The organism is Bradyrhizobium uaiense (assembly GCF_010811875.1).
GTDB classification, from domain to species: Bacteria; Pseudomonadota; Alphaproteobacteria; order Rhizobiales; family Xanthobacteraceae; genus Bradyrhizobium; species Bradyrhizobium uaiense.
On the sequence record NZ_VKHP01000154.1, the window covers coordinates 1 to 22,747 of the forward strand.

The 22,747-nt window shown below is 65.4% G+C and carries 23 protein-coding genes; 9 read left to right on the top strand and 14 right to left on the bottom strand.

The window, feature by feature from the left end; genetic code table 11:
- The first annotated feature begins 290 nt into the window (after positions 1–290).
- Entirely contained in the window at positions 291–1,007 is a 717-nt protein-coding gene (locus FNJ47_RS29850; RefSeq protein ID WP_163159544.1) for a dihydrofolate reductase family protein, read from the top strand.
- A 6-nt stretch (positions 1,008–1,013) separates the two neighbouring features.
- On the opposite strand, the gene FNJ47_RS29855 is transcribed toward FNJ47_RS29850, so the two are convergent.
- Complete coding sequence (locus FNJ47_RS29855) at positions 1,014–1,754, bottom strand: TetR/AcrR family transcriptional regulator (RefSeq protein ID WP_163159545.1); 741 nt, start codon at positions 1,752–1,754, stop codon at positions 1,014–1,016.
- A 204-nt stretch (positions 1,755–1,958) separates the two neighbouring features.
- Between FNJ47_RS29855 and FNJ47_RS29860 the strand changes: the two genes are divergently transcribed.
- Together FNJ47_RS29860 and FNJ47_RS29865 are read left to right on the top strand one after the other, a co-directional pair.
- Positions 1,959–3,221, top strand: coding sequence for an HlyD family secretion protein (locus FNJ47_RS29860; RefSeq protein ID WP_430649425.1), 1,263 nt, complete (start codon positions 1,959–1,961; stop codon positions 3,219–3,221).
- Between the two features lie 15 nt (positions 3,222–3,236).
- Entirely contained in the window at positions 3,237–4,838 is a 1,602-nt protein-coding gene (locus FNJ47_RS29865) for a DHA2 family efflux MFS transporter permease subunit (RefSeq protein WP_163159546.1), read from the top strand.
- A gap of 13 nt (positions 4,839–4,851) precedes the next feature.
- Here FNJ47_RS29865 and FNJ47_RS29870 read toward each other — a convergent pair whose 3' ends face one another.
- Positions 4,852–5,751 (bottom strand): LysR substrate-binding domain-containing protein, encoded by a 900-nt coding sequence (locus FNJ47_RS29870; protein ID WP_163159547.1) that lies wholly within the window; start codon positions 5,749–5,751, stop codon positions 4,852–4,854.
- An 80-nt stretch (positions 5,752–5,831) separates the two neighbouring features.
- Here FNJ47_RS29870 and FNJ47_RS29875 point away from each other — a divergent pair, with 80 nt between their 5' ends.
- The 3 genes from FNJ47_RS29875 to FNJ47_RS29885 are packed head-to-tail and all read left to right on the top strand — an operon-like array spanning position 5,832 to position 10,743.
- Positions 5,832–6,434 carry a hypothetical protein gene (locus tag FNJ47_RS29875; protein WP_236000165.1) on the top strand — a complete coding sequence of 201 codons (603 nt, stop codon included), beginning with the start codon at positions 5,832–5,834 and terminating at the stop codon, positions 6,432–6,434.
- Positions 6,431–7,627: an efflux RND transporter periplasmic adaptor subunit gene (locus FNJ47_RS29880; protein ID WP_236000166.1), complete on the top strand. Its 1,197-nt coding sequence runs from the start codon at positions 6,431–6,433 to the stop codon at positions 7,625–7,627. Before FNJ47_RS29875 ends, FNJ47_RS29880 begins: the two co-directional genes overlap by 4 nt.
- Entirely contained in the window at positions 7,624–10,743 is a 3,120-nt protein-coding gene (locus FNJ47_RS29885; protein WP_163159548.1) for an efflux RND transporter permease subunit, read from the top strand. Before FNJ47_RS29880 ends, FNJ47_RS29885 begins: the two co-directional genes overlap by 4 nt.
- A 25-nt stretch (positions 10,744–10,768) precedes the next feature.
- Here FNJ47_RS29885 and FNJ47_RS29890 read toward each other — a convergent pair whose 3' ends face one another.
- The 8 genes from FNJ47_RS29890 to coxB all read right to left on the bottom strand — a co-directional run bounded on the left by FNJ47_RS29890 (position 10,769) and on the right by coxB (position 17,502).
- Complete coding sequence (locus FNJ47_RS29890; RefSeq protein ID WP_163159549.1) at positions 10,769–11,533, bottom strand: SURF1 family protein; 765 nt, start codon at positions 11,531–11,533, stop codon at positions 10,769–10,771.
- The gene (locus tag FNJ47_RS29895) at positions 11,530–11,916 is read right to left on the bottom strand and encodes a DUF983 domain-containing protein (protein ID WP_163159550.1); all 387 of its coding nucleotides are present in this window, start codon (positions 11,914–11,916) and stop codon (positions 11,530–11,532) included. The genes FNJ47_RS29890 and FNJ47_RS29895 overlap by 4 nt, the downstream gene beginning before the upstream one ends.
- Before the next feature lie 205 nt (positions 11,917–12,121).
- A complete protein-coding gene (locus FNJ47_RS29900; protein WP_163159551.1) occupies positions 12,122–13,018 on the bottom strand; it encodes a cytochrome c oxidase subunit 3 in 897 nt (298 codons plus the stop codon).
- A gap of 106 nt (positions 13,019–13,124) precedes the next feature.
- Positions 13,125–13,754: a cytochrome c oxidase assembly protein gene (locus FNJ47_RS29905; RefSeq protein WP_163159552.1), complete on the bottom strand. Its 630-nt coding sequence runs from the start codon at positions 13,752–13,754 to the stop codon at positions 13,125–13,127.
- Between the two features lie 5 nt (positions 13,755–13,759).
- A complete protein-coding gene (locus FNJ47_RS29910) occupies positions 13,760–13,924 on the bottom strand; it encodes a CoxF protein (RefSeq protein ID WP_163159553.1) in 165 nt (54 codons plus the stop codon).
- A 38-nt stretch (positions 13,925–13,962) separates the two neighbouring features.
- Positions 13,963–14,901, bottom strand: a complete 939-nt coding sequence (locus FNJ47_RS29915) for a heme o synthase (protein WP_163159554.1) — start codon at positions 14,899–14,901, stop codon at positions 13,963–13,965.
- A gap of 63 nt (positions 14,902–14,964) precedes the next feature.
- Positions 14,965–16,581, bottom strand: a complete 1,617-nt coding sequence (gene ctaD, locus FNJ47_RS29920) for a cytochrome c oxidase subunit I (RefSeq protein ID WP_163159555.1) — start codon at positions 16,579–16,581, stop codon at positions 14,965–14,967.
- Between the two features lie 81 nt (positions 16,582–16,662).
- The gene (coxB, locus tag FNJ47_RS29925) at positions 16,663–17,502 is read right to left on the bottom strand and encodes a cytochrome c oxidase subunit II (protein ID WP_163159556.1); all 840 of its coding nucleotides are present in this window, start codon (positions 17,500–17,502) and stop codon (positions 16,663–16,665) included.
- Positions 17,503–18,086: 584 nt separating this feature from the next.
- Between coxB and FNJ47_RS29930 the strand changes: the two genes are divergently transcribed.
- Positions 18,087–18,641, top strand: a complete 555-nt coding sequence (locus FNJ47_RS29930; RefSeq protein ID WP_163159557.1) for an invasion associated locus B family protein — start codon at positions 18,087–18,089, stop codon at positions 18,639–18,641.
- A gap of 122 nt (positions 18,642–18,763) precedes the next feature.
- Here the strand turns inward: FNJ47_RS29930 and FNJ47_RS29935 are convergent, their stop codons facing one another.
- Genes FNJ47_RS29935 through FNJ47_RS29945 form a run of 3 tightly spaced genes read right to left on the bottom strand, consistent with a single transcriptional unit; the run spans position 18,764 to position 20,305 of the window.
- On the bottom strand, positions 18,764–19,366 hold the full coding sequence (locus FNJ47_RS29935; RefSeq protein WP_163159558.1) for a TlpA family protein disulfide reductase: 603 nt from the start codon (positions 19,364–19,366) through the stop codon (positions 18,764–18,766).
- 32 nt (positions 19,367–19,398) lie between these two features.
- Positions 19,399–19,902: a DsrE family protein gene (locus FNJ47_RS29940; protein ID WP_163159559.1), complete on the bottom strand. Its 504-nt coding sequence runs from the start codon at positions 19,900–19,902 to the stop codon at positions 19,399–19,401.
- A gap of 10 nt (positions 19,903–19,912) precedes the next feature.
- On the bottom strand, positions 19,913–20,305 hold the full coding sequence (locus tag FNJ47_RS29945) for a DoxX family protein (RefSeq protein WP_163159560.1): 393 nt from the start codon (positions 20,303–20,305) through the stop codon (positions 19,913–19,915).
- A gap of 116 nt (positions 20,306–20,421) precedes the next feature.
- Between FNJ47_RS29945 and FNJ47_RS29950 the strand changes: the two genes are divergently transcribed.
- Positions 20,422–20,877: a winged helix-turn-helix transcriptional regulator gene (locus FNJ47_RS29950; RefSeq protein ID WP_163159561.1), complete on the top strand. Its 456-nt coding sequence runs from the start codon at positions 20,422–20,424 to the stop codon at positions 20,875–20,877.
- A gap of 278 nt (positions 20,878–21,155) precedes the next feature.
- Entirely contained in the window at positions 21,156–22,580 is a 1,425-nt protein-coding gene (gene tldD, locus FNJ47_RS29955; RefSeq protein ID WP_163159562.1) for a metalloprotease TldD, read from the top strand.
- On the opposite strand, the gene FNJ47_RS50585 is transcribed toward tldD, so the two are convergent.
- Positions 22,558–22,747: hypothetical protein (locus FNJ47_RS50585; protein ID WP_206685359.1), on the bottom strand; the 190-nt coding region annotated here is incomplete at its 5' end. The genes tldD and FNJ47_RS50585 overlap by 23 nt on opposite strands.

Genomic DNA, 22,747 nt, shown 5'->3' on the forward strand with positions numbered 1-22,747 from the left:
GGGTTGGGGGAGAGGGGTAAGCCCCGGGCGATAAAGTTGATATGCGCACTGCCCTTTGCGCCTGGCCTGCGTCGCCGTTGTTTCCTTGAGAGAGTGCGCCGAGTGGTACCCCTCTCCCTAGCCCTCCCCCGCAAGGGGGGAGGGAGCCTGTCGAGCGTGCTCACCTCACTTTGAAGGAGCCGGCGCAACCAGAGTTGGAACAGACGTTGAGCGTTCGACCGCGGCGACCTAAATGAAATGACCCCTACCTCGCCGCGTCCCGTCGGCATACATCGCAATGAGAGCCACTCATGCGACCTCACATCATCTGCCACATGGGCACGTCGATCGACGGCCGGCTTCATCCCAGCCGCTTCACCAAGGCCGCCGCCGGTATCCCGGCCGACGTGCTGCGTGGCCATTACGAGCGGATCCATGACGGATTCAATGCCGATGGCTGGATCATCGGCCGCGTCACCATGAACGAGATGGCCAAGGGGACGGAGCGCCACATCGCCAACCCGCCGAAGCTGCCGCGCGAGGCGCATCTCGGCAACCGCGACGGCCGCAGGCTCGCTGTTGGCATCGATCCGTCGGGCCGCGTGCATTTCGGCAAGGACAATGTCGGCGGCGATCACGCCGTCGCGGTGCTCGGCGAACAGGTCTCCGACGCGCATCTCGCCGAGCTGCGCGAGGACGGCGCGTCCTACGTCTTTGCCGGCCGCAAGGGCGACGATCTCCCTGGCGCGATGGCGCAGCTGGCCTCGCTGTTCGGCGCCAAGACGCTGCTGCTCGAAGGCGGCGGCGGCATCAATGGTGCGTTCCTCAAGCATGGGCTGATCGACGAGTTCAGCACATTGATCTTTCCTGCGGTCGATGGCGTCGCGGGATCGCAGAGCATCGTCGACTATCACGGCCCCGAGGGCGACCGCCCCGGCGCCGGGCAGTCGCTGCGGCTCACCCATTGCGAGACACTGGAAGGCGGAATGATCTGGTTGCGCCACGCGGTCGAGCGCGCACCGGGCTGAGCTTGCCTATTGCGTCGGATTCTCGGACCAGCCGCTCCTGCACGCGGCGACGAAAAACGCGACGCCGCGCGCGACATGCTCGTCGAGCTCCGGGTCGAGCGCTTTCAGGTCGACCTCGAACAATGCCCGAAGCAGCATCGGCACCGCGATGATGTCGAGGAACATGCGCGCGGTGGTCGGCAGCTGCTCCGGCGCGAAGGCCGGCAGCTTGCCGAGCTCGTCGGATTGCGTCAGGTCGCGCAGCAGGTGAATGCCGAGCTCGGTGGCGAGCGCGCGCGCCCTGCGGTTGACGGTGGCGGCGAGATCCGGGAAGCGATGCGCCTCCGCAATGGCGAGCCGCATCAGGCCGATCCGGTCGGCGTCGAGCCCCCAATGCAGCAGGGTCGAAGCGACGCTGGTGAGGCGTTCCTCCACCGTCACACCAACCGGCGCGTCGGCCTTGAACTCCGCGATGCGTGACAGGATGTCCCGCGTCACCACCTCGGTGAACAGCGCGCGCTTGTCCTGGAAGCGCGCATAGATCGTGCGCTTGCCGGAGCGCGCGACGTCCGCGATCTCGTCGATGCTGGCGCCTTCGAACCCGCGCTGCAGGAAGACCTTACGCGCGGCATCGAGGATGCGCGCATCGACCTCGCCGGCCAACTCCTTCGGCGGCCGGCCGGCGCGCACCTCGATCGGCCTGGTCGCTGTCCCGGTCGCCGTCTTGGTCTTGGGCGCCCGGGGCATCTTCAGGGTGCTGGTGGTCATCGCCTTGACCCGGGTTCCACGAGCCGGTCGGACCGGCAACAACAGGAAATATAGGCCTATCACATCTAGTTGTAAATAGAACGGTACAGTTCCGTTTCTATTGACGCTGCACCGCGACGAGACTAAATGCCGCACAGAACGGAACGGTATCGTTCCCTTCTGCGAAGGCCGTGCAGACCTCGCTCAACTGCAGGAGCAGCCATCATGTTCGAAGACACTGTTTTGGAGCGCGACCAGCCTGGACACGAGGGCATCGAGGGCTCGCCCCCGGCTCCGGCCGCGCATGAGCCCACCATCAGATCCGACCGGCCGGAGATCACAGCAAGGGCTCCCGCGCAGGAGCGTCCCGCAAGCAAGGAGCCCGCTCCGCCGGCAACGATCCCGCCGGAGGCCACGTCGCGGAAGCGCGGCTTGCTGCGCCGCCGTCCGGTCGTGTCCGCTGTTGGCGCCGTGCTGCTCGCCGCCACGCTCGGCGGCGGCTATCTGTACATGGATTACACCGAGCATTTCGAATCCACCGACGACGCCTTCATCGCGGCGCGGCAGTCTGCGCTTGCTCCCAAGATCTCCGGCTATATCACTGCGGTTCCGGTCACCGACAACCAGCATGTCGCGGCCGGCGACGTGATCGCGCGCCTCGACGATCGCGACTATCGCGTCGCACTGGCCCAGGCCGAGGCGCAGGTCGCCGCCGCACAGGCCAGCATCGAGAATGTCGATGCACAGCTCGACGTGCAGCAGGCGCAGATCGCGGCCAACCAGGCGCAGGTGGATCAGGCGCAAGCGGCGCTGACCTTCGCCGAGCAGCAGGCAACGCGCTACCAGCACCTGGAGCAGACCGGCTACGGCACGGTGCAGAATTCCGAGCAATACACCTCGCAACTGCATCAGCAGCAGGCGTCGCTCTTGAGCGCGCAGGCGACGCTCAACCTCGCGCAGCGCCAGGTGGAATCGCTGAAGGCGCAGCGCAAGAGCGCGGTCGCCAACCTCGCCCAGGCCAACGCGCAGCGCGACCAGGCCAAGCTCAATCTGTCCTACACCACGGTCACCGCCGCGCAGCCGGGCCGCGTCGTCAATCTGTCGGCCGCGGTCGGCCAGTTCGCGCAGGCCGGCACCAACCTGACGATGTTCGTGCCCGACCAGACCTGGGTCACCGCAAACTTCAAGGAGATCCAGCTCGACAAGATGCGTCCGGGCGAGAAGGTGACGCTGAAGATCGACGCCTATCCCGGCCGCACCATCCAGGGCCATGTCGAGAGCGTGCAGCCGGGATCAGGCACCGCGTTCTCGGTGCTGCCGGCGCAGAACGCCACCGGCAACTACGTCAAGATCGTGCAGCGCGTGCCGGTCAAGATCGTGATGGACAACCCGCCGACCGACGTCGCGCTCGGCCCGGGCATGTCCGTCGTCCCGACGGTACGGATCAATTCGTCGCCGTCGCTGCTCGAGCGGCTTGGCAAGCTCTGATCCCGGGAGGCTGTCATGAGCGCAGCAACTATCGATGCCAAAAGCCTCCCTGTTCCGAGCGTTGCCGTCAATCCCTGGCTGATCGCCATCGTGGTTGCGCTCGCGAGCTTCATGGAGGTGCTCGACACCACCATCGCCAACGTCGCGCTGCCCTATATCGCCGGCGGCATGGGCGTCAGCGAGGACGAAGCCTCCTGGGTGGTCACCTCCTATCTGGTGTCCAACGCCATCATCCTGACCGCCTCCAGCTTTCTCGCCAAAATGCTGGGGCGGAAGACGTTCTTCCTGATCTGCCTCGGCATCTTCACCGTCAGCTCGATCCTGTGCGGCTTCGCGCCCAATCTGAACGCGCTGCTGCTGTTCCGTATCCTGCAAGGTCTCGGCGGCGGCGGCATGGTGCCGGTGGCGCAGTCGATCCTGGCGGATGCGTTCCCGCCGTCGAAGCGCGGGCAGGCGTTTGCGGTGTTCGGCATCGCCGTGGTGGTGGCGCCGGTGGTCGGCCCGACGCTCGGCGGCTGGCTCTCCGACAATCTGTCTTGGCACTGGTGTTTTCTGATCAACGCGCCGGTCGGCCTGTTCGCGACCATCGCGATCGCCGCGGTGCTGCGCGAGCCGGCGAAGGCCAAGGACCAGAACCAGGACCAGAAGCAGGACAACTCGTTCGATTTCATCGGCTTTGCGCTGGTGGCGACCTTCCTCGGCGCGCTCGAGGTGACGCTTGACCGCGGCCTCGAGGACGACTGGTTTGGATCGTCCTTCATCGTCATCTCAGCGGCGATCTGCGCGATCGCATTCGTGCTGATGATCCCGTGGGAGATGACGCGCCGCAATCCGATGATCGATTTGCGGATGGTCGCGACCCGGCAGTTCGGCGCGAGCTTCCTGGTGATGCTGGCGACCGGCGCCATCCTGCTTGCGACCACCCAGTTCCTGCCGCAGCTGGTGCAGCAGGATTTCGGCTACACCGCGACCTGGGCCGGCCTCGTGCTCTCGCCCGGCGGCGTGGTCACCATGCTGATGATGTTCGTGGTCGGCCGGCTCGCCGCAAAGGTGCAGCCGAAATATCTGATCATGATCGGGGCGCTGGTGATCGCGGCCTCGATGTACAGCATGACCAACGTCTACGGCGATCTCGGCTTCTGGTTCATGGCGCGCTCGCGCATGCTGATCGGCGTTGGCCTGCCGCTGATCTTCATTCCGATCATGACGGCATCCTATGACGGCATTCCGCCGACCAAGACCGACCAGGCGTCGGCACTGATCAACGCGGCGCGCAACACCGGTGGTTCGATCGGCGTCTCGCTGGTCTCCAACGTGCTGACGCATCGCCAGCAATTCCACCAGAGCCGGCTGGTCGAGCAGGTGACGCCGTCAAGCCCGCAATACCAGGACACGCTGCACCAGGTCACCGACTTCTTCGTCGCCCATGGCAACTCGCCGGCGCAGGCCCACAGCCAGGCGATCCAGTGGATCGGCCAGCAGGTGCAGACCCAGGCCTCGTTCCTGTCCTACATGGATGCGTTCTGGGTGTTGATGCTGATCGCGCTGTCGGCAATCCCGCTGGCGCTGACCCTGCGCAAGGTCAAGCTTGGTGGTCCCGCGCCTGTCGGCCATTGACGAAGTGCAGCGATCAAATGCCGCTGGTTGCGGCAATGATCGTGTCTCTCAGCCAGCGGTGCGCCGGCAGGTCGTCGAACCGGCGGTGCCAGCTCATGACGCTCTGCAGCTTCGATGCATCGAACGGCAGCTCCCGCATCTCGATCGGATAGGCACGGCGGAATTCGAGCGCGAGCTTGCGTCCGAGGATCGCAACCATGTTCGATTGCACCAGGACCGCGCCGGCGGACAGATACGGGACATCGGAAGCGATGGTGCGCTCGGCCTTGCGGGCCCGCAGCCAGGTGTCGACGAAATCCAGATCTTCACCGCTGGAGGTGATCGCAAGGTGCGGCAGCTCGACCAGCGTCTCGCCGGTCAGCTTCTTGCGCAACGCAGGGTGACCGGCCCGCAGCACCGCGACAAACCGGTCCTCGATCAGCCGACGTGAAGCAAAGCGCTCGCCGTCCAGCGCACGAGCGGAGATCGCGAGATCGAGCTCGCCGCGATCGAGCTTGTCGGCAAGGTTCAACGTCCCGCTCGGCACTAGCGTCAACCGCACCTTAGGCGCCTGCGCGCGCACCGCCGCGATGATCGAGCCGGCCACGACCACCGCTGCATAATTGTTGACGGCAATGGTGAAACGCCGCTCCGCCTGCGCCGGTTCAAACCGGTCGCCCTCGACCGCGAGCTGCAACTCGCTCAGCGCCTTGCGGACCGGCAGCGCCAGCGCTTCCGCCCGCGGCGTCGGCAGCATGCCGGATGGCGTGCGGACGAACAGCTGGTCTTTCAGCGCATGACGCAGCCGGTTCAGCGCGTGGCTCACGGCGGGCTGGCTGATCGCAAGCGCGCCGGCCGCGCGCACCACGCTGCGCTCGCGCATGATGGAGTCGAACACCAGCAGCAGATTGAGATCGAGATTGCGCATCCGCATGGCGCCATCATGCATGATATGAATTAATGAATAAAGACAATTCATTTGAATAATATCGGCCTCGGGCCCAGCTTCTGCGCATGCCCGAGAGCCCGCACAGCGCCATCGCAACCCGGCCCCTTCGCGCCACCGCGCGCGTGCTGGTCGGCGTTTTGGCTGTCCCCGGGGCCGCTGATATCGCGGTGCCGGAGACCTTCGCGCGCTGGCGGCGGCTGACGCCGCAAGCGACATGGCTGCCGATCGCGCTTCGCGAAACCAGCTATGCCGGGATCCTGAGCGGCGTTGCGGAGGCGCTCGATCGCACCGGCATGACACCGCGGCAGCTGATCCTGCTCGGCGAAGGGCACCTCGCGCGGCGCATGCTCGAACTGGCGCTGCGGGGCGAACTGCCCTGCGGCGGCATTGTCGCGGTCGACGTCGCCGCCGACGCACTGCCGTTTCGTATCGTGCCGACGGTGGCCGCGATCCGGCTGGTCGTTCATCGCAACGACGACGCGCCGCAAGGCAACTTGATCGGCGCGTTGCGCGCCGCCGATCTCGACGCACGCATCATCAATCTCGACCTGACTGCCGGCCGCGGAGCTGAAGCGGCAGCGGCAGCGGCCAGCGCAACTGAAACCTTTGTCCTGGAGCTGGTCGCAACCATCGGCCGCCGGACAACCGACGGAGCTGGTGACCCATGACATCGAAGACCTCAAAGATCGCGGGCGCGGTCCTGGTGGCCGCTGCAATCGGCGCCGGCGCCTACGCCGTGTATCTGCCGGACAGCGCGATGCATGCGGCTCCGCAGGCGGCCGCGTCGGAGCCCATCCCGTCCGCCGTTCCGGTGACGGCGGCGAAGGTCCTGCAGCATGATGTGCCGATCGTGCTCGAGGGCCTCGGCACGGTGACGCCGATCAACACGGCCACCATACGCACGCAGGTGCAGGGCACGCTCGACAGCGTCGATTTCGTCGAAGGCAAGCGGGTGAAGCGCGGCGACGTGCTCGCCAGGATCGACCCGCGCGTCTACGAGGCCCAGGTCGACCAGGCCGAGGCCGCGCTGGCGCGCGACGAGGCCAGCCTGAAGAACGCCAGGACCAATCTGGCGCGAACCCAGCCGCTCGCCAATCGCGGGTTTGCGACCCAGCAACTGCTCGACACCCAGGACTCGCAGGTCTCGCAGGGCGAAGGCACGGTCGCGCTCGACAAGGCGGCGCTGGAGGCCGCGCAGACCCAGCTGAGCTTCGCCACGATCACGGCGCCGTTCGACGGCGTCACCGGCATCCGCCGCATCGATCCCGGCAACATCGTGCACCCGACCGACACCAACGGGCTCGTGGTCCTCACCCAGTTGCAGCCGATCGCGGTGATCTTCACCCTGCCGTCCGGCGAGATCCCCGGCGTACGGCAGGCGCTGGCGTCCGGCGACGCATCGGTCGACGTCTATGACGCACAGAACAAGCACAAGCTCGACCACGGCAGCCTGATGCTGATCAACAACCAGGTCGACAGCTCGACCGGCACCGTGCAGCTGAAGGCATCGTTTCCCAACGCCGGCAACACGCTGTGGCCCGGCACCTTCGTCAACGTCCATCTGACGATCGCGGTTCGGCACGACGCGCTCACCGTGCCGCTGACGGCGGTGCGCCAGGGTCCTGACGGCAGCTTCGCCTATGCGGTCGGCTCGAACAACGTCGTCGGCATCCGCAATGTCACGACCGGCCAATCGCGCGACGGGCAGGTCCTGATCGAGCAGGGCCTCGCAGCGAACGAGACCGTCGTCACCGCCGGTCAGTACCGGCTCAATCCGGGGACCACGGTCGAGATCGTGCCCGATGACAAGAAAGACCAGGTCCAGGACGCAACCACTGCAAGCGCAGGTATGCTGCCATGAACGTCTCCGCAGGTTTCATCCGCAAGCCCGTCGCCACCGCGTTTCTGGCCGTCGCCATCGTGCTGGTCGGCATGATCGCCTTCGTGCGGCTGCCGGTCTCGGCGCTGCCGACCGTGGATACCCCGACCATCCAGGTCACCGCGCAACTGCCCGGCGCCGACCCGCAGACCATGGCTTCCTCGGTCGCAACGCCGCTGGAGCGGCAGTTCGGGCAGATCGCAGGCCTGACCGGCATGAGTTCGAGCAGCGGGCTCGGCAACACCCAGATCACGCTGCAATTCGCGTTGAACCGCAGCGTCGATGCGGCCGCGCAGGACGTGCAGACTGCGATCGATGCGGCATCGGGGCAATTGCCCAAGACCATGCCGTCGCCGCCGACCTTCCATAAGGTCAATCCTGCCGACGTGCCGGTGCTGCTGATCGCGCTGACGTCGGACACCGAGCCGCTGACCAAGGTCGACGACTATGCCGACAGCATCCTGGCGCAGAAATTGTCGCAGGTGCCGGGCGTCTCGCTCGTCTCCATCGGCGGCATGCAGAAGCCTTCGATCCGGGTGCAGGTCAATCCGGCCAAGCTCGCCGCCGCGGGGCTTGATCTCGAGCAATTGCGCACCACGCTCGGCAACATCACCGTGAACCAGCCCAAGGGCGTGCTGTATGGTAGCCAGCAGGCTTACACGCTGGCCACCAACGACCAGGTGCTGACCGCGAACAAGTATGATGATCTGATCATCGCCTATCGCAACGGCGCACCGGTGCGCCTGCGCGACATCGGACATGCCGTCGTGGCGGCCGAGGACATCACCCTGCATGGCTGGTATAACGACAAGCCCGCCGTCATCCTCGCGATCCAGCGTCAGCCCGGCGCCAACGTGATCAGCACGGTGGACGGCATCAAGAAGCTGCTGCCGCAGCTGGTGTCGAGCCTGCCGTCCGACATCAAGGTCACGATCGCCTCCGACCGCACGCAGACGATCCGCGCAAGCGTCGCCGACGTTCAGTTCACCCTGGTGCTGACCATCGCGCTGGTGGTCGGCGTGATCTTCCTGTTCCTGCGCAATCTTTGGGCGACCATCATCCCCGCGGTCTCGGTCCCGATCTCGCTGATCGGCACCTTCGGCGTGATGTATCTGCTCAACTACAGTCTCGACAATCTGTCGCTGATGGGCCTGTCGATCGCGGTCGGCTTCGTCGTCGACGACGCCATCGTGATGATCGAGAACATCTCGCGGCATATCGAGGAAGGTCTTTCTCCGATGCAGGCCGCGCTCAAGGGCGCCGGCGAGATCGGCTTCACCATCATCTCGATCTCGGTCTCGCTGATCGCGGTGTTCATTCCGCTGCTGCTGATGGGCGGGGTGATCGGCCGCATGTTCCAGGAATTCGCCGTCACGGTGTGCGTTGCCATCGTGGTGTCGGTGATCGTCTCGGTGACGCTGACGCCGATGATGTGCGCCTATCTGCTGTCGCCGCACCAGGGCGCCGAGGCCGGGATCATCTTGCGCACGCTGGAACGCGGTTTCGTCGCGATCCAGACGGGCTATGAGGCCGTGCTTGCCGCGGCGCTGCGCTACAAGGCGACGACCCTGTCGATCATGCTGGCCAGCGTCGCGGTGACCGGCCTGCTGTTCGTGGGCATTCCCAAGGGCTTCTTCCCGCAGCAGGACACCGGCATGATCACCGGCATCACGGAAGCCTCGGCCGACATCTCGCCGGCGCAGATGGCGACGCTGCAACGCAGCGTCATCGACGTCATTTCCAAAAACCCCTCGGTCGCCAATGCGACCGGCTATATCGGACCGGGCGGCCCGACCGTGACCGAGAACAACGGCCGTCTGTTCGTGCTGTTGAAGCCGCGCAACGAGCGCAGCTCGTCCGCCGATCAGGTGATCCGGCAGCTCGACACCGCGCTGCAGAAGATCAAGGGGATGTCGGTGTTCATGCAGGCGACGCAGGACATCAACCTCGCCAGCCGCCTGTCCAAGACGCAGTATCAATTCACCCTCACCGACGTGAACCAGGACGAGCTCAATCTGTGGGCCGGCAAGCTGTATCAGAAGCTGAAGACGTTGCCGGAACTGGCCGACGTCGCGACTGACCAGGCCAATGCCGCGCGTCAGCTCAAGCTACAGATCGACCGCGACGCCGCCTCCCGCCTCGGCATCGATCCGGCCGCGGTGGACAACACGCTCTATGACTCATTCGGTCAACGGCATGTCGCCCAGCTGTTCACGACGCTCAACACCTATTACGTGATCCTGGAGGTCGATCCGTCATTCCAGCTCGGCCCCTACGCGCTCAACCGCATCTACGTCCGCTCGTCCGCGGGGACGATGGTGCCCTTGAGCCAGATCGCGAGCATCGACTACGGCACCGCGCCGCTCTCGGTAAATCACCAAAGCCAGTTTCCGTCGGTGACGTTGAGCTTCAATCTGGCGCCGGGCACGGCGGTGGGGACCGCGGTCGCAGCCGTGCAGAAGGCGACCGCCGATCTGCACGTGCCTTCGACCGTCGTCACCAGTTTCCAGGGCAATGCGCAGGCGTTCCAGGCAGCGCTCGCATCGACGCCGATCCTGATCCTGGCCGCGGTGGTCGCCGTCTATCTGATCCTCGGCATGCTCTATGAGAGCACGATCCATCCGATCACGATCCTCTCGACGCTGCCGTCCGCCGGGCTCGGGGCGCTGGTCGCACTGTGGGCCTTCGGCCTCGGGCTCGACGTGATCGGGCTGATCGGCATCATCCTGCTGATCGGCATCGTGCAGAAGAACGGCATCATGCTGATCGATTTCGCGCTGCAGGCTGAGCGTCACCAGCATGTTTCCGCCGAACAGTCGATCTACACGGCCTGCCGGGCGCGGTTCCGTCCGATCCTGATGACGACGATGTGCGCGATGCTCGGCGGCGTTCCGCTGATGATCGGCACCGGCACCGGATCGGAATTGCGCCAGCCGCTCGGCTTCGCGATCGTCGGCGGGCTGATCGTCTCGCAGCTGATGACGCTGTTCACGACACCGGTCGTGTACATCTATCTCGACAGGATCAGCCGGTCGTTAGCCAACCTGCGCAGAGGTGCGCGGAAGGCCGCGCCACACGAAGCCGAAGCAGCCTTGTGACATCGCCCCTCCGGCACGAACCGCCCTAACCTGCCCTGCGCCGCTGGCCGCGCCACCACAGGCCGAACGCGATCGTGACCGCGGCGGCGAGCGAGAACCAGGTGATGGCGTACTGCATGTGGTCGTCCTTGAGCCGCACCTTGAGCGGCCCGGGCTTCGGCGTGCCGCTGTCGGGCACCGGCGCCTCGAGGTCGATATAGAACGGCGCGACCGGTCCCCAGCCGAGCGCTTGCGCCATCGCGCGATGATCGCGCACGAACCACAGCCGCTTCGCCGGATCTTCCTTCGGCGTCAGCCGGCCCGGCGGCTCGGGAAAGCGGATATAGCCGGTGAGTTCGACCGGCGTGCCGGTGACGAGGCGCCCGGTGACGCGATCCTCGAAGGCGCGATCCTGCATCGTGTTCTGGACGAAGCCGGTGTTGATCACGACGGTCTCGCCGCTGGCGAGCTTCGCCGGCAGGAACGCCCAGGTGCCGGGACCGGCGACGTCGTCACGCACCGCGGAGCCGGAGCTGAACACCATCGCGTCGGGCTGCTTGGCATAGGTCGCGGTCAGGGTGACGCGGCGGAATTCATCCTTCGCCGAAGTCACCGTGGGCCATGCCGATGGCGGCGGCAGCGCCTCGGTCGGAGCGGCCAGCCGGGCCTCGAGCGCGGCGATCAGCGCATGCTTCTCGACCCGGCGCTGCAGTTGCCAGACGCCGAGCGCGATGAACACCGCGATCAGGATCAACGTGAAAATGCCGAAGCCGGCCGCGCTCGGCCGATGGGTCGTGGTGGTCTCATTCATTTCGGGTCGCGCTCGATCAATTGGCCTTCGGCGGCCTTGTGGTGGAATTGCAGCGCGATCAGTAGCGCCTTCATCGAACGCAGCGGCAGAATCGTGGTCACCACGATCAACGGCAGCCACAGCGCCGCATGCACCCAGAACGGCGGCTGGTATTTCACCTCGACGATCAGCGCCGCCGCGACCACGATGGCGCCGGCCAGCATGATGACGAAGATCGCCGGTCCGTCGCCGGCATCGATGAAGGCGAAGTCGAGGCCGCAGGCCTGGCAGCGCGGCGCCAGCGTCAGGAAGCCGGAATAGAGCTTGCCCTTGCCGCAGCGCGGACACCGGCAGGCGATGCCGCGGAGCGCGCTCTCGGTCACAGTGGGCGGGGTGTCCGTCATTTGGTTCCTTCCCCCTCTCCCCTTGTGGGAGAGGGTGGCGAAATCGAGCGGAGCGAGATGTAGCCCGGTGAGGGGTCTGTCTCCGCGGATCGAGACCCCTCATCCGGCGCGGATTACATCCGCGCCACCTTCTCCCACAAGGGGAGAAGGGAAACGCAAAGGGGCGGCCATTCGGCCGCCCCTTGTTAGCACGTCGGCCTGCGCTTTAGTGGGCGCCGTGGGCCATCGACTCGGCGCCGTGGCCCCAGACGTAGATGCAGATGAACAGGAACAGCCAGACCACGTCGACGAAGTGCCAGTACCAGGCGGCGAACTCGAAGCCGAGATGCTGCTTCGACGTGAAGTGGCCGGCATAGGCGCGGATCAGGCAGACCAGCAGGAAGATGGTGCCGACCAGCACGTGGAAGCCGTGGAACCCGGTCGCCATGAAGAAGGTCGCGCCATAGACGTTGCCGCCGAACGAGAACGTCGCATGGGCATACTCATAGGCCTGCACGCAGGTGAACAGGGCGCCGAGGATCACGGTGAGGATCAGGCCCTGCTTGAGGCCCTGGCGGTCGTTCTCCAAGAGCGCATGGTGCGCCCAGGTGACTGTGGTGCCCGAGGTCAAGAGTAGCAGCGTGTTGAGCAGCGGCAGATGCCAGGGATCGAAGGTCTCGATGCCGTGGGGCGGCCAGGTGCCGGGAACGGAGCAGGCGCCCATCGCGGTGCCGGCGCCGCAGCCGAACACCGCATCGCGCGTGGCATGCACCGCATCGGCCGGGAACAGCGCCGAGTTGAAGAAGGCCCAGAACCAGGCGACGAAGAACATCACCTCGGAGGCGATGAACAGGATCATGCCGTAGCGGTGGCTGATCTGCACCACGCGGGTGTGGTCGCCCTTGTACTGGGCTTCCTTGATCACGTCGCCCCACCAGCTCGCCATCGTGTAGAGCACGCCGATGGTGCCGACGCCGAACACGATCGGGGCGGCGGAGAACATGTGGTGCATCCAGCCGATCGCACCGAGCGCGATGATGAAGGCCGAGACCGAGCCGACCACCGGCCACGGGCTCGGGTCGACGAGATGATAGTCGTGATGCTTGACTTGCGCCTCAGCCATTGCCGTCTCTCCATTCGCGTGCCGCAAGGCACGTCTTAATCTTGAATTCCAATCTCATCAGCATGATCTTCTCGGAAAACCGGTCCCCACTTTTCCGGATCATGCTCTAGCCGCCCTTGCGCTGCTCCGCCTCGCCCGCCGCCACGGGCTTCGGCGCGGCGTCGCGCACGGGGAAGAAGGTGTAGGACAAAGTGATGTTCTTCAGCGTGTCGTTCTCGCTGTCCTTGGCCAGCGCCGGATCGACATAGAACACCACGGCCATCTCGCGCTTTTCGCCCGGCGCCATGGTCTGTTCGGTGAAGCAGAAGCAGTTGATCTTCTGGAAATAGGCGCCGACCGTCAGCGGCGCGACGTTGTAGGCGGCCTGACCGGTGGTGGTGCGCGCCGACTGGTTGGTGACGGTGTAATAGACCGTGACGACCTGGCCGATCTTGACGTCGATCGTGGTCTGTTCGGCCTCGAACTTCCAGGGCAGGCCCGGCGCGACGTTGGAATCGAAGCTGACCGCGATGGTGCGCTCGAGCGGCGCATCCGAAGGCACCGAGGTCGCGACCTGGGTGGTGCCGTTGAAGCCGGTGGTACGGCAGAACCAGTTGTAGAACGGCACGGCGGCGTAGGAGGCGCCGAGCATCAGCACCACGACGAAACCGCAGATCGAGGCGACCATGGCGTCGCGGGTCAGCGTGCGGCGTGTGACCTTGGCGCCCTCACTTTGCTGCGGTCCCTGGTTCGCCATCTCACTCACAGCGGCCGCACCAGCACGGCTGGCCCCTTGACGAGCGTGACGGCGAAGAACAGCACGACCATGACGCCGAGCGCGAGCGCAATGGCGATCGAACGCTGGCGGCGGCTCTTGAGCTGCGCCTCGGTGAGGACGATGCCTTCTGGTTCGTTCTTGCCGTCCATTGGTATCCCGTGCGCCCCCATCTCGCCCCCCGGCGTCCCTACCCGATGAAGACAGGCAGGATCGCGCGGACCACGACCTCGGCGAGGAGGACGGCGAACAGCGCGAACAGATAAAGGATCGAGAAGGCGAACAGCCGGCGCGTGGCGCGGTTGGCCGCAACACCCTCGCGGCGGCGGTAGACCTCGATCGCGAGCCACAGCATGCCGGCGCCGAGCACCAGCGAGGTGACGCCGTAGATCGCGTCGAAATAGCCGAGCGGCCACGGCGCCAGCGCAACCGCGACCAGCACGATGGTGTAGAGCAGGATCTGCAGACGGGTCGCGTCGGGGCCGGCGACCACCGGCAGCATCGGGATGCCGGCGCGCGCGTAGTCGTCGCTGCGGAACAGCGCCAGTGCCCAGAAGTGCGGCGGGGTCCAGAAGAAGATGATCAGGAACAGCAGGATCGGCTCGACCGAGAGCGAGCCGGTCGCGGCGGCCCACGCCACCACCGGCGGCAGCGCGCCGGCGGCACCGCCGATCACGATGTTCTGCGCGGTCCAGCGCTTCAGCAGCATCGTGTAGATCACGGCGTAGAAGAAGATGGTGAAGGCAAGGAGTGCGCCCGCCACCCAGTTGACCAGGATGCCGAGCGTCATCACCGAGAAGAAGGCGAGCGTCAGGCCGAAGGCGGCCGCCTCGGCCGGGGTGATCCGGCCGCGCGGGATCGGCCGGTTGGCTGTGCGCGTCATCAGCGCGTCGACATCAGCCTCATAGGCCATGTTGAGCGCGCCGGAAGCGCCGGCGCCGACCGCGATGCAGAGGATCGAGGTGAACGCCAGCACGGGATGCACGTGCACCGGCGCAATCATCAGCCCGACCAGCGCGGTGAAGATCACCAGCGACATCACGCGCGGCTTCAAGAGCGCGATGTAGTCGCCCACTTCGGCCTCGGAGATCCGGGGCAGCTCAATGGCGTTGTGATCGACAACCGACAAGATCAGGTCTCACTTCTCTTCAAAAGGCGCGGCGCACCCAGGGTGCGCCGCGTTGTCTTGGACTTACTGCACGCGGGGCAGCACTTCGAACTGGTGGAACGGCGGCGGCGAGGTCAGCGTCCACTCCAGCGTGGTCGCACCCGCACCCCACGGATTGTTCGCGGCCTGCTCCTTGCGGACGAAGGCATCGATCACGCCGTAGATGAAGATCAGGACGCCGAAGCCGGAGATGTAGGAGCCGTACGAAGAGATCAGGTTCCAACCGGCAAACGCATCAGGATAGTCGACGTAGCGGCGCGGCATGCCCGACAGGCCGAGGAAATGCTGCGGGAAGAACACCAGATTGACGCCGACGAAGGTGAACCAGAAGTGGGCCTTGGCGATCCGCTCCGAGTACATGTAGCCGAACATCTTCGGGAACCAGTAGTACCAGCCGGCGAAGATGCCGAACACGGCGCCCAGCGAGAGCACGTAATGGAAGTGCGCCACCACGTAGTAGGTGTCCTGCAGCACGCGGTCGACGCCGGCATTGGCCAGCACGACGCCGGTGACGCCGCCGACGGTGAACAGGAAGATGAAGCCGACCGCCCAGATCATCGGCGCCTTGAACTCGATCGAGCCGCCCCACATCGTGGCGATCCAGGAGAAGATCTTCACGCCGGTCGGCACCGCGATCACCATCGTGGCGGCGACGAAATAGGCTTGCGTCGCCGATGACATGCCGACGGTGTACATGTGGTGCGCCCACACCACGAAGCCGATGCCGCCGATCGCGACCATGGCGTAGGCCATGCCGAGATAGCCGAACACGGGCTTGCGCGAGAAGGTGGAGACGATCTGGCTGACCATGCCGAAGGCGGGCAGGATCAGGATGTACACTTCGGGGTGACCGAAGAACCAGAACAGATGCTGGAACAGCACCGGGTCGCCGCCGCCGTCAGCCGCAAAGAAGGTGGTGCCGAAATTGCGGTCGGTCAGCAGCATGGTGATCGCACCGGCGAGCACCGGCAGCGACAACAGCAGCAGGAACACCGTCACCAGGATCGACCACACGAACAGCGGCATCTTGTGCAGGGTCATGCCCGGCGCCCGCATGTTGAAGATCGTGGTGATGAAGTTGATGGCGCCGAGGATCGACGAGGCACCGGCGAGATGCAGCGACAGGATCGCGAAATCGACTGCCGGGCCGGGATGGCCCGAGGTCGACAGCGGCGCGTACATGGTCCAGCCCGCTCCGACGCCATTGGCGCCCGGCTCACCCTCGACGAAGGTGGAAAGCAGCAGCAGCGCGAACGAGGCCGGCAGCAGCCAGAACGAGATGTTGTTCATGCGCGGGAACGCCATGTCCGGCGCGCCGATCATCAGCGGCACCATCCAGTTGCCGAACCCGCCGATCATCGCCGGCATGACCATGAAGAAGATCATGATCAGGCCGTGCGAGGTCACGAACACGTTATAGGTGTGCGTCTCGTGGAATATCTGGACGCCCGGGTACATCAACTCGGCACGGATCGCGATCGACATCGCAGCGCCGATGACGCCCGCGATCACCGCAAAGATAAGGTACATCGTACCGATATCCTTGTGGTTCGTGGAGTAGAGATAGCGCCGCCATCCGGTCGGATGGTGGGCGTGATCATCATGGGCGTGATCGTCGTGTGTCGCTGCGCCTGTCGCCATGTTCAAAATCCTGCCTTGCAGTCCCTCTCGGACCTTGCGGTCCCGTCGCCCTTATTCCATCCGCGCCGTAAGCCGTCAGGCCTACTGCGCCGCCTGACCAGCCGAGGCGTAGGAATTCGCCGGGTTGGTCGCAAATTTCTTCTTCGCCCCTTCAACCCAGGTCGCGAATTCCTGGTCGCTGACGACCCTGACCGCGATCGGCATGAAGGCATGGTCCTTGCCGCACAGTTCCGAGCACTGGCCGTAGAACACGCCGGTCTTGGTGGCCTTGAACCAGCTCTCGTTGAGGCGGCCGGGGATCGAGTCGATCTTGACGCCGAAGGACGGCACTGCGAACGAGTGGATCACGTCGGCGCCGGTGGTCTGGATCCGCACCACCCTGTTCACCGGGACCACCATCTCGTTGTCGACGCCGAGCAGGCGGGGCTGCTTGTCCTTGTCGAGCAGCGAATCGAACTCGAACTTGCCGTTATCCGGGTAGGCGTAGGACCAATACCACTGCTTGCCGGTGACCTTCACGGTCAGGTCCGGCTTCGGCACGTCGAGCTCCAGGAACAGCAAGCGGAACGACGGCACCGCGATGCCGACCAGGATCAGGACCGGGATCAGCGTCCAGGCCACTTCGATCAGCGTGTTGTGGGTGGTCCTGGAGGGAACCGGGTTGGCCTTGGCGTTGAACTTCACCACCACGATGACGAGCAGCGCCAGCACGAACAGCGTGATCACGGTGATGATCGCGAGCAGCAGATTGTGGAAGGTGATGATGTTTTCCATCACCGGGGTCGCCGCCGCCTGCAGCGTGTGCTCCCACGGCGCCGGCTGCCCCATTTCGGCAAATGCCGATCCCGCGGGGACAGACGCCACACCCGCCACCGCCAACCCCAGCAATTGCCTGCCCAACCGGCCAATCGACATCTTCATGCCGTTCGCGCTCCCTTGATAATTCCCCAAAACACCCCCGGCGTTGACCGGAGATGCAGCACGATCCGCCCTGACAAACGGCCTTCCGGACATACCCGTCTCTGAGTCAAGGTGGGTACGGGAGCCAGATCGCTAGAACGCGTCGAAATCCAGCCTCTCAAACCATAATTCTCAGGCGCTCGCAATGCAGTAGTAGGGCCGAAAGCCATGCGCCTGCGATGAAGCTGCCGCTTGCGATTTTTCCCGCAAAATCAAGCGAAAGTCGCCGAAACGCCGCCGCACGCAGTTGACAGGGGGATTACCGGATGTAGGCACAGACGGGATAGCCCACAGGAAGCTGATTCGCTGCGGGCTGCCGCAATCCGGCGCGGGAATGGCTTCAAGATCGCCTTCAAGGCGCCGTCATTGCGGTATCAGTCGGCTAACGAGCACGATCCGGAACAGGGACAGCCGGTTTCCGAAAAGATCATGCTCAAACAAAGAGATGAGATCACGGTGCGATTTTCGAGGCGCATCATGATCGGGCGTGCTAGCGGCGGCCGGGCGGACGGCTGGACCGACCGAACATCAAAGGATCGACCCGGATGGGCGCTTCGAACATTCAGGCCAGAGCTTTGCAGGCCAAAGGTTTGCGTTTGACGATGGCCGGCTGGCTCGGCGGCCTCGTGATTCTTGCGCTCTGCCTCGGCGTGACCCGGCCCGCGAACGCACAAGGCGCGGTGCGCTCGGTCCATGGCGACTGGCAGATTCGCTGCGACACCCCGCCCGGCGCCCAAGCCGAGCAATGCGCGCTGATCCAGAGCGTGGTAGCGGAAGACCGCTCCAACGCCGGCCTGACCGTGATCGTGCTGAAGACCGCCGACCAGAAGAGCCGCCTGATGCGCGTTGTCGCCCCGCTCGGCGTGCTGCTGCCCTCCGGCCTCGGCCTGAAGCTCGACAATCAGGACGTCGGCCGCGCCGGCTTCGTGCGCTGCCTGCCCAATGGCTGCGTCGCCGAGGTCGTGATGGACGACAAGCTGCTCGGCCAGCTCAAGAACGCCAAGACCGCGACATTCATCATCTTCGAGACCCCTGAAGAGGGCATCGGCTTTCCGCTCAGCCTGAACGGCCTGGCGGAGGGCTATGAGAAATTGCCCTAAAGCGCGATGAGATTGGGTTGAATCGTCATCGCGCTTTAGCTCCTTGTTTGAGCATGACCTTTTCGGAAAACCGCTTCGCACTTTTCCGGATCATGCTTTAGCCAGACTGCTGCGCGGCAAGCTCATCGCCTGCCGCCCGCATAATAGTCGAACAACGCATTCGCGTCGGCGGACAGCCAGTCTGCTTCTCCCGTCATGTAGCCCTCGACCTGCCCGGTGACGCCGATCAGGAATGAGATCGGCATGCCGTAGAGCGCGAACGGCGTATCGACCTCGGCGGCGTCGACGCGCGAGACCAGGCCGCCCGGATCGAAGCCGATCGCGAGGTGGCGGAGCTTGAACTGCTTGACGTAGGGCGCCACCAGCGCGCGATTGCGATCGGTGCTGACAGCGACGACCTTAAAGTCGCTGCGGCCGCTGGCGGCGAGCCGGTCCAGCATCGGCAGCTCGGTCCGGCACGCCGCGCACCAGGTGGCCCAGAAGTTCACCAGCACCAACTTGCCCTTGAACGCGGTAAGATCGAGCGCACCTCCGGCAAGCGCCGGGATCGCCACCGGCGGCACCGGGCGGGCGCCTTGCACTAGCGTGAACTGATGCCGGATGGAGCCGAATTGCGGCGGTCGCGACGCTGCGCGTACGGTCGCGGCCGGCATCGCGAACGAAGCGCCGGCGCCGATCATGCCGGCGATGACGGCGCGGCGCGTGGGCGTTCGAACAGGCGTCATGACGGATTCTCCCCTTGCACTATCCGCATCGCTCACGACCGGATGTAGGACCAGCCGGCTTCCTGCAATTCGATGATGTGCCCAGGCCCGTTCGGCACCAGGTCGACATTGTCGAGCAGCACCAGCGGATGTCCCTCGGCGCGCTCCATGCCGAGCTTGGTGGCCTCGCAGACCACGAAACGGATGTCCGGCGTCAGCCCCCGCACCACCCGCAGCAGCTCCTTCACCGGCGAGGTATCGACGCGCAGCATGTGGACGCCGGCATTGTAGGCGACGATCTCGATCTCGAACGGCTCGTTGCGCTCCCGATAATATTTCGGGAGGTTGAGCGCGGTCGAGATCAGCGCCCGCATCGTGGTCGGATCGTCGCTGTTGATCGGCAGCACCACATGATGCACGCGCGGCTCGGGCTTCTTCGGCTCTGGTTTGGAGACCGCCGCGACCGAGCCGGTGAGCAGCAATGTCGCGGCGAACGGCACCGCGAATGCCAGCACGAGCCCCGCGGCAACCGTCAGGAGGCGGCGGCTAAGACGCATCGCGGCCGCCTCACGGCGCGCTCGCGAGCAGGGCGAATTGGCTGCGCTTGGCGTAGGCGACGATCGCGCTCAAGGTCAGCAGGCCAAGGGCGGGCACCGGCGAGCCGCCGACCACGAACAGATGCGTGATGGTGGCGCCGACCATGATGCAGCTCAGCAGCACGCCGCCGAAGGCTGCGACCGGGGGCAGCAGGATCAGGATGGCGCCGACCAGCTCGAGTGACCCGGTGAAATAGCGGAACCACTGGCCGAGCCCGATATGCTCGAATTCCTCGACCAGCATCGGCACGCCGTACAGCTTGGCGGCACCCGCGGCGGCAAAGGCCAGAGCGAGCAGTCCCCTGACGACCCACAGGGTGACGGATTTCCAGCGCGACGGCGCCGCGGCAACAGCAACTGACATCGATAGCTCCCGAGAGGTTCGAAACCGCACCGCGCGCCCACCTGCCCGCGGCTTCCGATGCACTAGATTCGGGAGTAAGATGAAAAGAACAAGTAGGATGCTTTTTGTGAGGTAGTATGAAAAAACTGACTATTGAGCCTGCCGAGCCTCCGGCGGCGGCGTCCGAGCCGTGCAACGGCGACCTGTCGGCCCAATTTCATCGCGCACTGTCGGTGCTGGCCGGGAAATGGAAGGGCGACATCCTCTGGCAGCTGGTCGACCGCAAGCGGCGGTTCGGCGAATTGCGCCAGTCGATTCCCGGCGTGACCCAGCATATGCTGACCACCCAGCTGCGCGATCTCGAGGCCAACGGCCTGGTGAAGCGCACGGTCTATCCCGAGGTGCCGCCGCGGGTTGAGTACGAGATGACGCCATCGGCCAAGGCGCTGAAGCCGGTGTTCGACGAGCTGTACCGGTGGGCGCAGGAGCACGGTTTTCCGACCTCGGCGCAGGGTGCCGCCCATCCCAAGCCTGAACCGTCGGGCGATGGCGATTTACCCGAAAGCCAGCCGCGGAAGGCCGGGCGGCGCTGAAGGTGATGACGACAAGGTGACAACCGCGCGGGGCTGCCGTGATCGACCGCATGGTCGCAGGCACTCCCGGTTTGGCACCCAAACCACTATGTTTGGCGATCGCCGTCCGGGCCTGAACCGGGACCGGCGCAGGTTTCCGGGTTGTAAGATGAGTTTTCCGCTCGTCTCTGCTTCAATCGGCCCGAAATCCCTGCTTCCCGGTTCCGCACTGGCAAACAGTTGCGCTTCAGGCAAGGATGACAAGGAATGCCAAGGAATCGCATTGCGTCGGAGTGACCATGACCAATCCCGCCACGACCTCCCTGCTCGACCGCGCCAATCTGGACCGCGATGCCGTCCGCCGCGAGGTGGCCCGCGGCCTTGAAGGCGCAGATGATGGCGAGCTGTTCCTGGAGTTCGGGCAGACCGAGGCGCTGGTGTTCGACAATGGCCGGCTGAAGCAGGCGACCTACGACACCTCGCAGGGCTTCGGCCTCCGCGCCGTCAAGGACGACGCCGTCGGCTATGCGCATTCCTCCGACGTCTCGATCCCGGCGCTGATCCGCGCGGCGGATGCGGTCGCAGCGGTGCGCGGCGGCTATGCCGGCAGCTTTGCCGCGGCGCCTGCGCATACCAACATTAAGCTCTATGGCGACGAGAACCCGCTGGATGGCCCGGCCTTCGAGGCCAAGGTCAAACTGCTCGGCGAGATCGATGCCTATGTCAGGGACAAGGACCCGCGGGTGCGGCAGGTCTCGGCCAGCCTCACCGCGACCTGGCAGGTGGTCGAAATCCTGCGGCCCGACGGCGAGAGCTATCGCGACATCCGGCCGCTGGTGCGCGTCAATATCTCCGTCGTCGCCGGTCAGGGCGACCGGCAGGAGAGCGGCAGCAAGGGCTATGGCGGCCGCGAGGGCTATGCCCGCTTCATCGAGACCAAGGCCTGGCGCGACGCCGCCGACGGCGCGCTGCGCGAGGCGCTGGTCAATCTCGAATCGGTGCCGGCACCGGCCGGCGAGATGGACGTCGTGCTCGGCGCCGGCTGGCCCGGCGTGATGCTGCATGAAGCCGTCGGCCACGGGCTCGAAGGCGATTTCAACCGCAAGCAGACCTCCGCGTTCGCCGGCCTGATGGGCAAGCAGGTCGCGGCCAAGGGCGTCACCGTGGTCGACGACGGCACCATGGCGTCGCGTCGCGGATCGCTCTCGATCGACGACGAGGGCACGCCGACCAACCGCACCGTGCTGATCGAGGACGGCATCCTGGTCGGCTACATGCAGGACCGCCAGAATGCCCGCCTGATGGGGATGAAGCCGACCGGCAACGGACGCCGGCAGAGCTATGCCCATGTGCCGATGCCGCGCATGACCAACACCTACATGCTGTCGGGCGACCGCGATCCGACCGAGATCATCGCCTCGGTGAAGAACGGCATGTATGCCGCCAATTTCGGCGGCGGCCAGGTCGACATCACCTCCGGCAAATACGTGTTCCAGTGCACCGAGGCCTACAAGATCGAGAACGGCAAGCTCGGCGCGCCGCTGAAGGGGGCCATGCTGATCGGCAATGGACCGACCGATCTCCACAGGATCACCATGATCGGCAACGATCTTGCGCTGGATACGGGAATCGGCACCTGCGGCAAGAACGGCCAGGGTGTGCCGGTCGGCGTCGGCCAGCCGACGCTCAGGATGGAACGGATTACGGTCGGAGGAACGGGCTAGTGAGCAGCGGAAACGAAGTCGTGGCGGCCAAGCCGACCAGCTGGCGCGGACAGGCCGTGCAACTGGCTGCGATCATGGTGATCCTGTGGAGATCGGTCGGTCCATTGCCGATCAGCATGGCCCCCTTCAGCGGCGCGCCGAGCTTGCCGTTCTCGATCTTGTAGGCC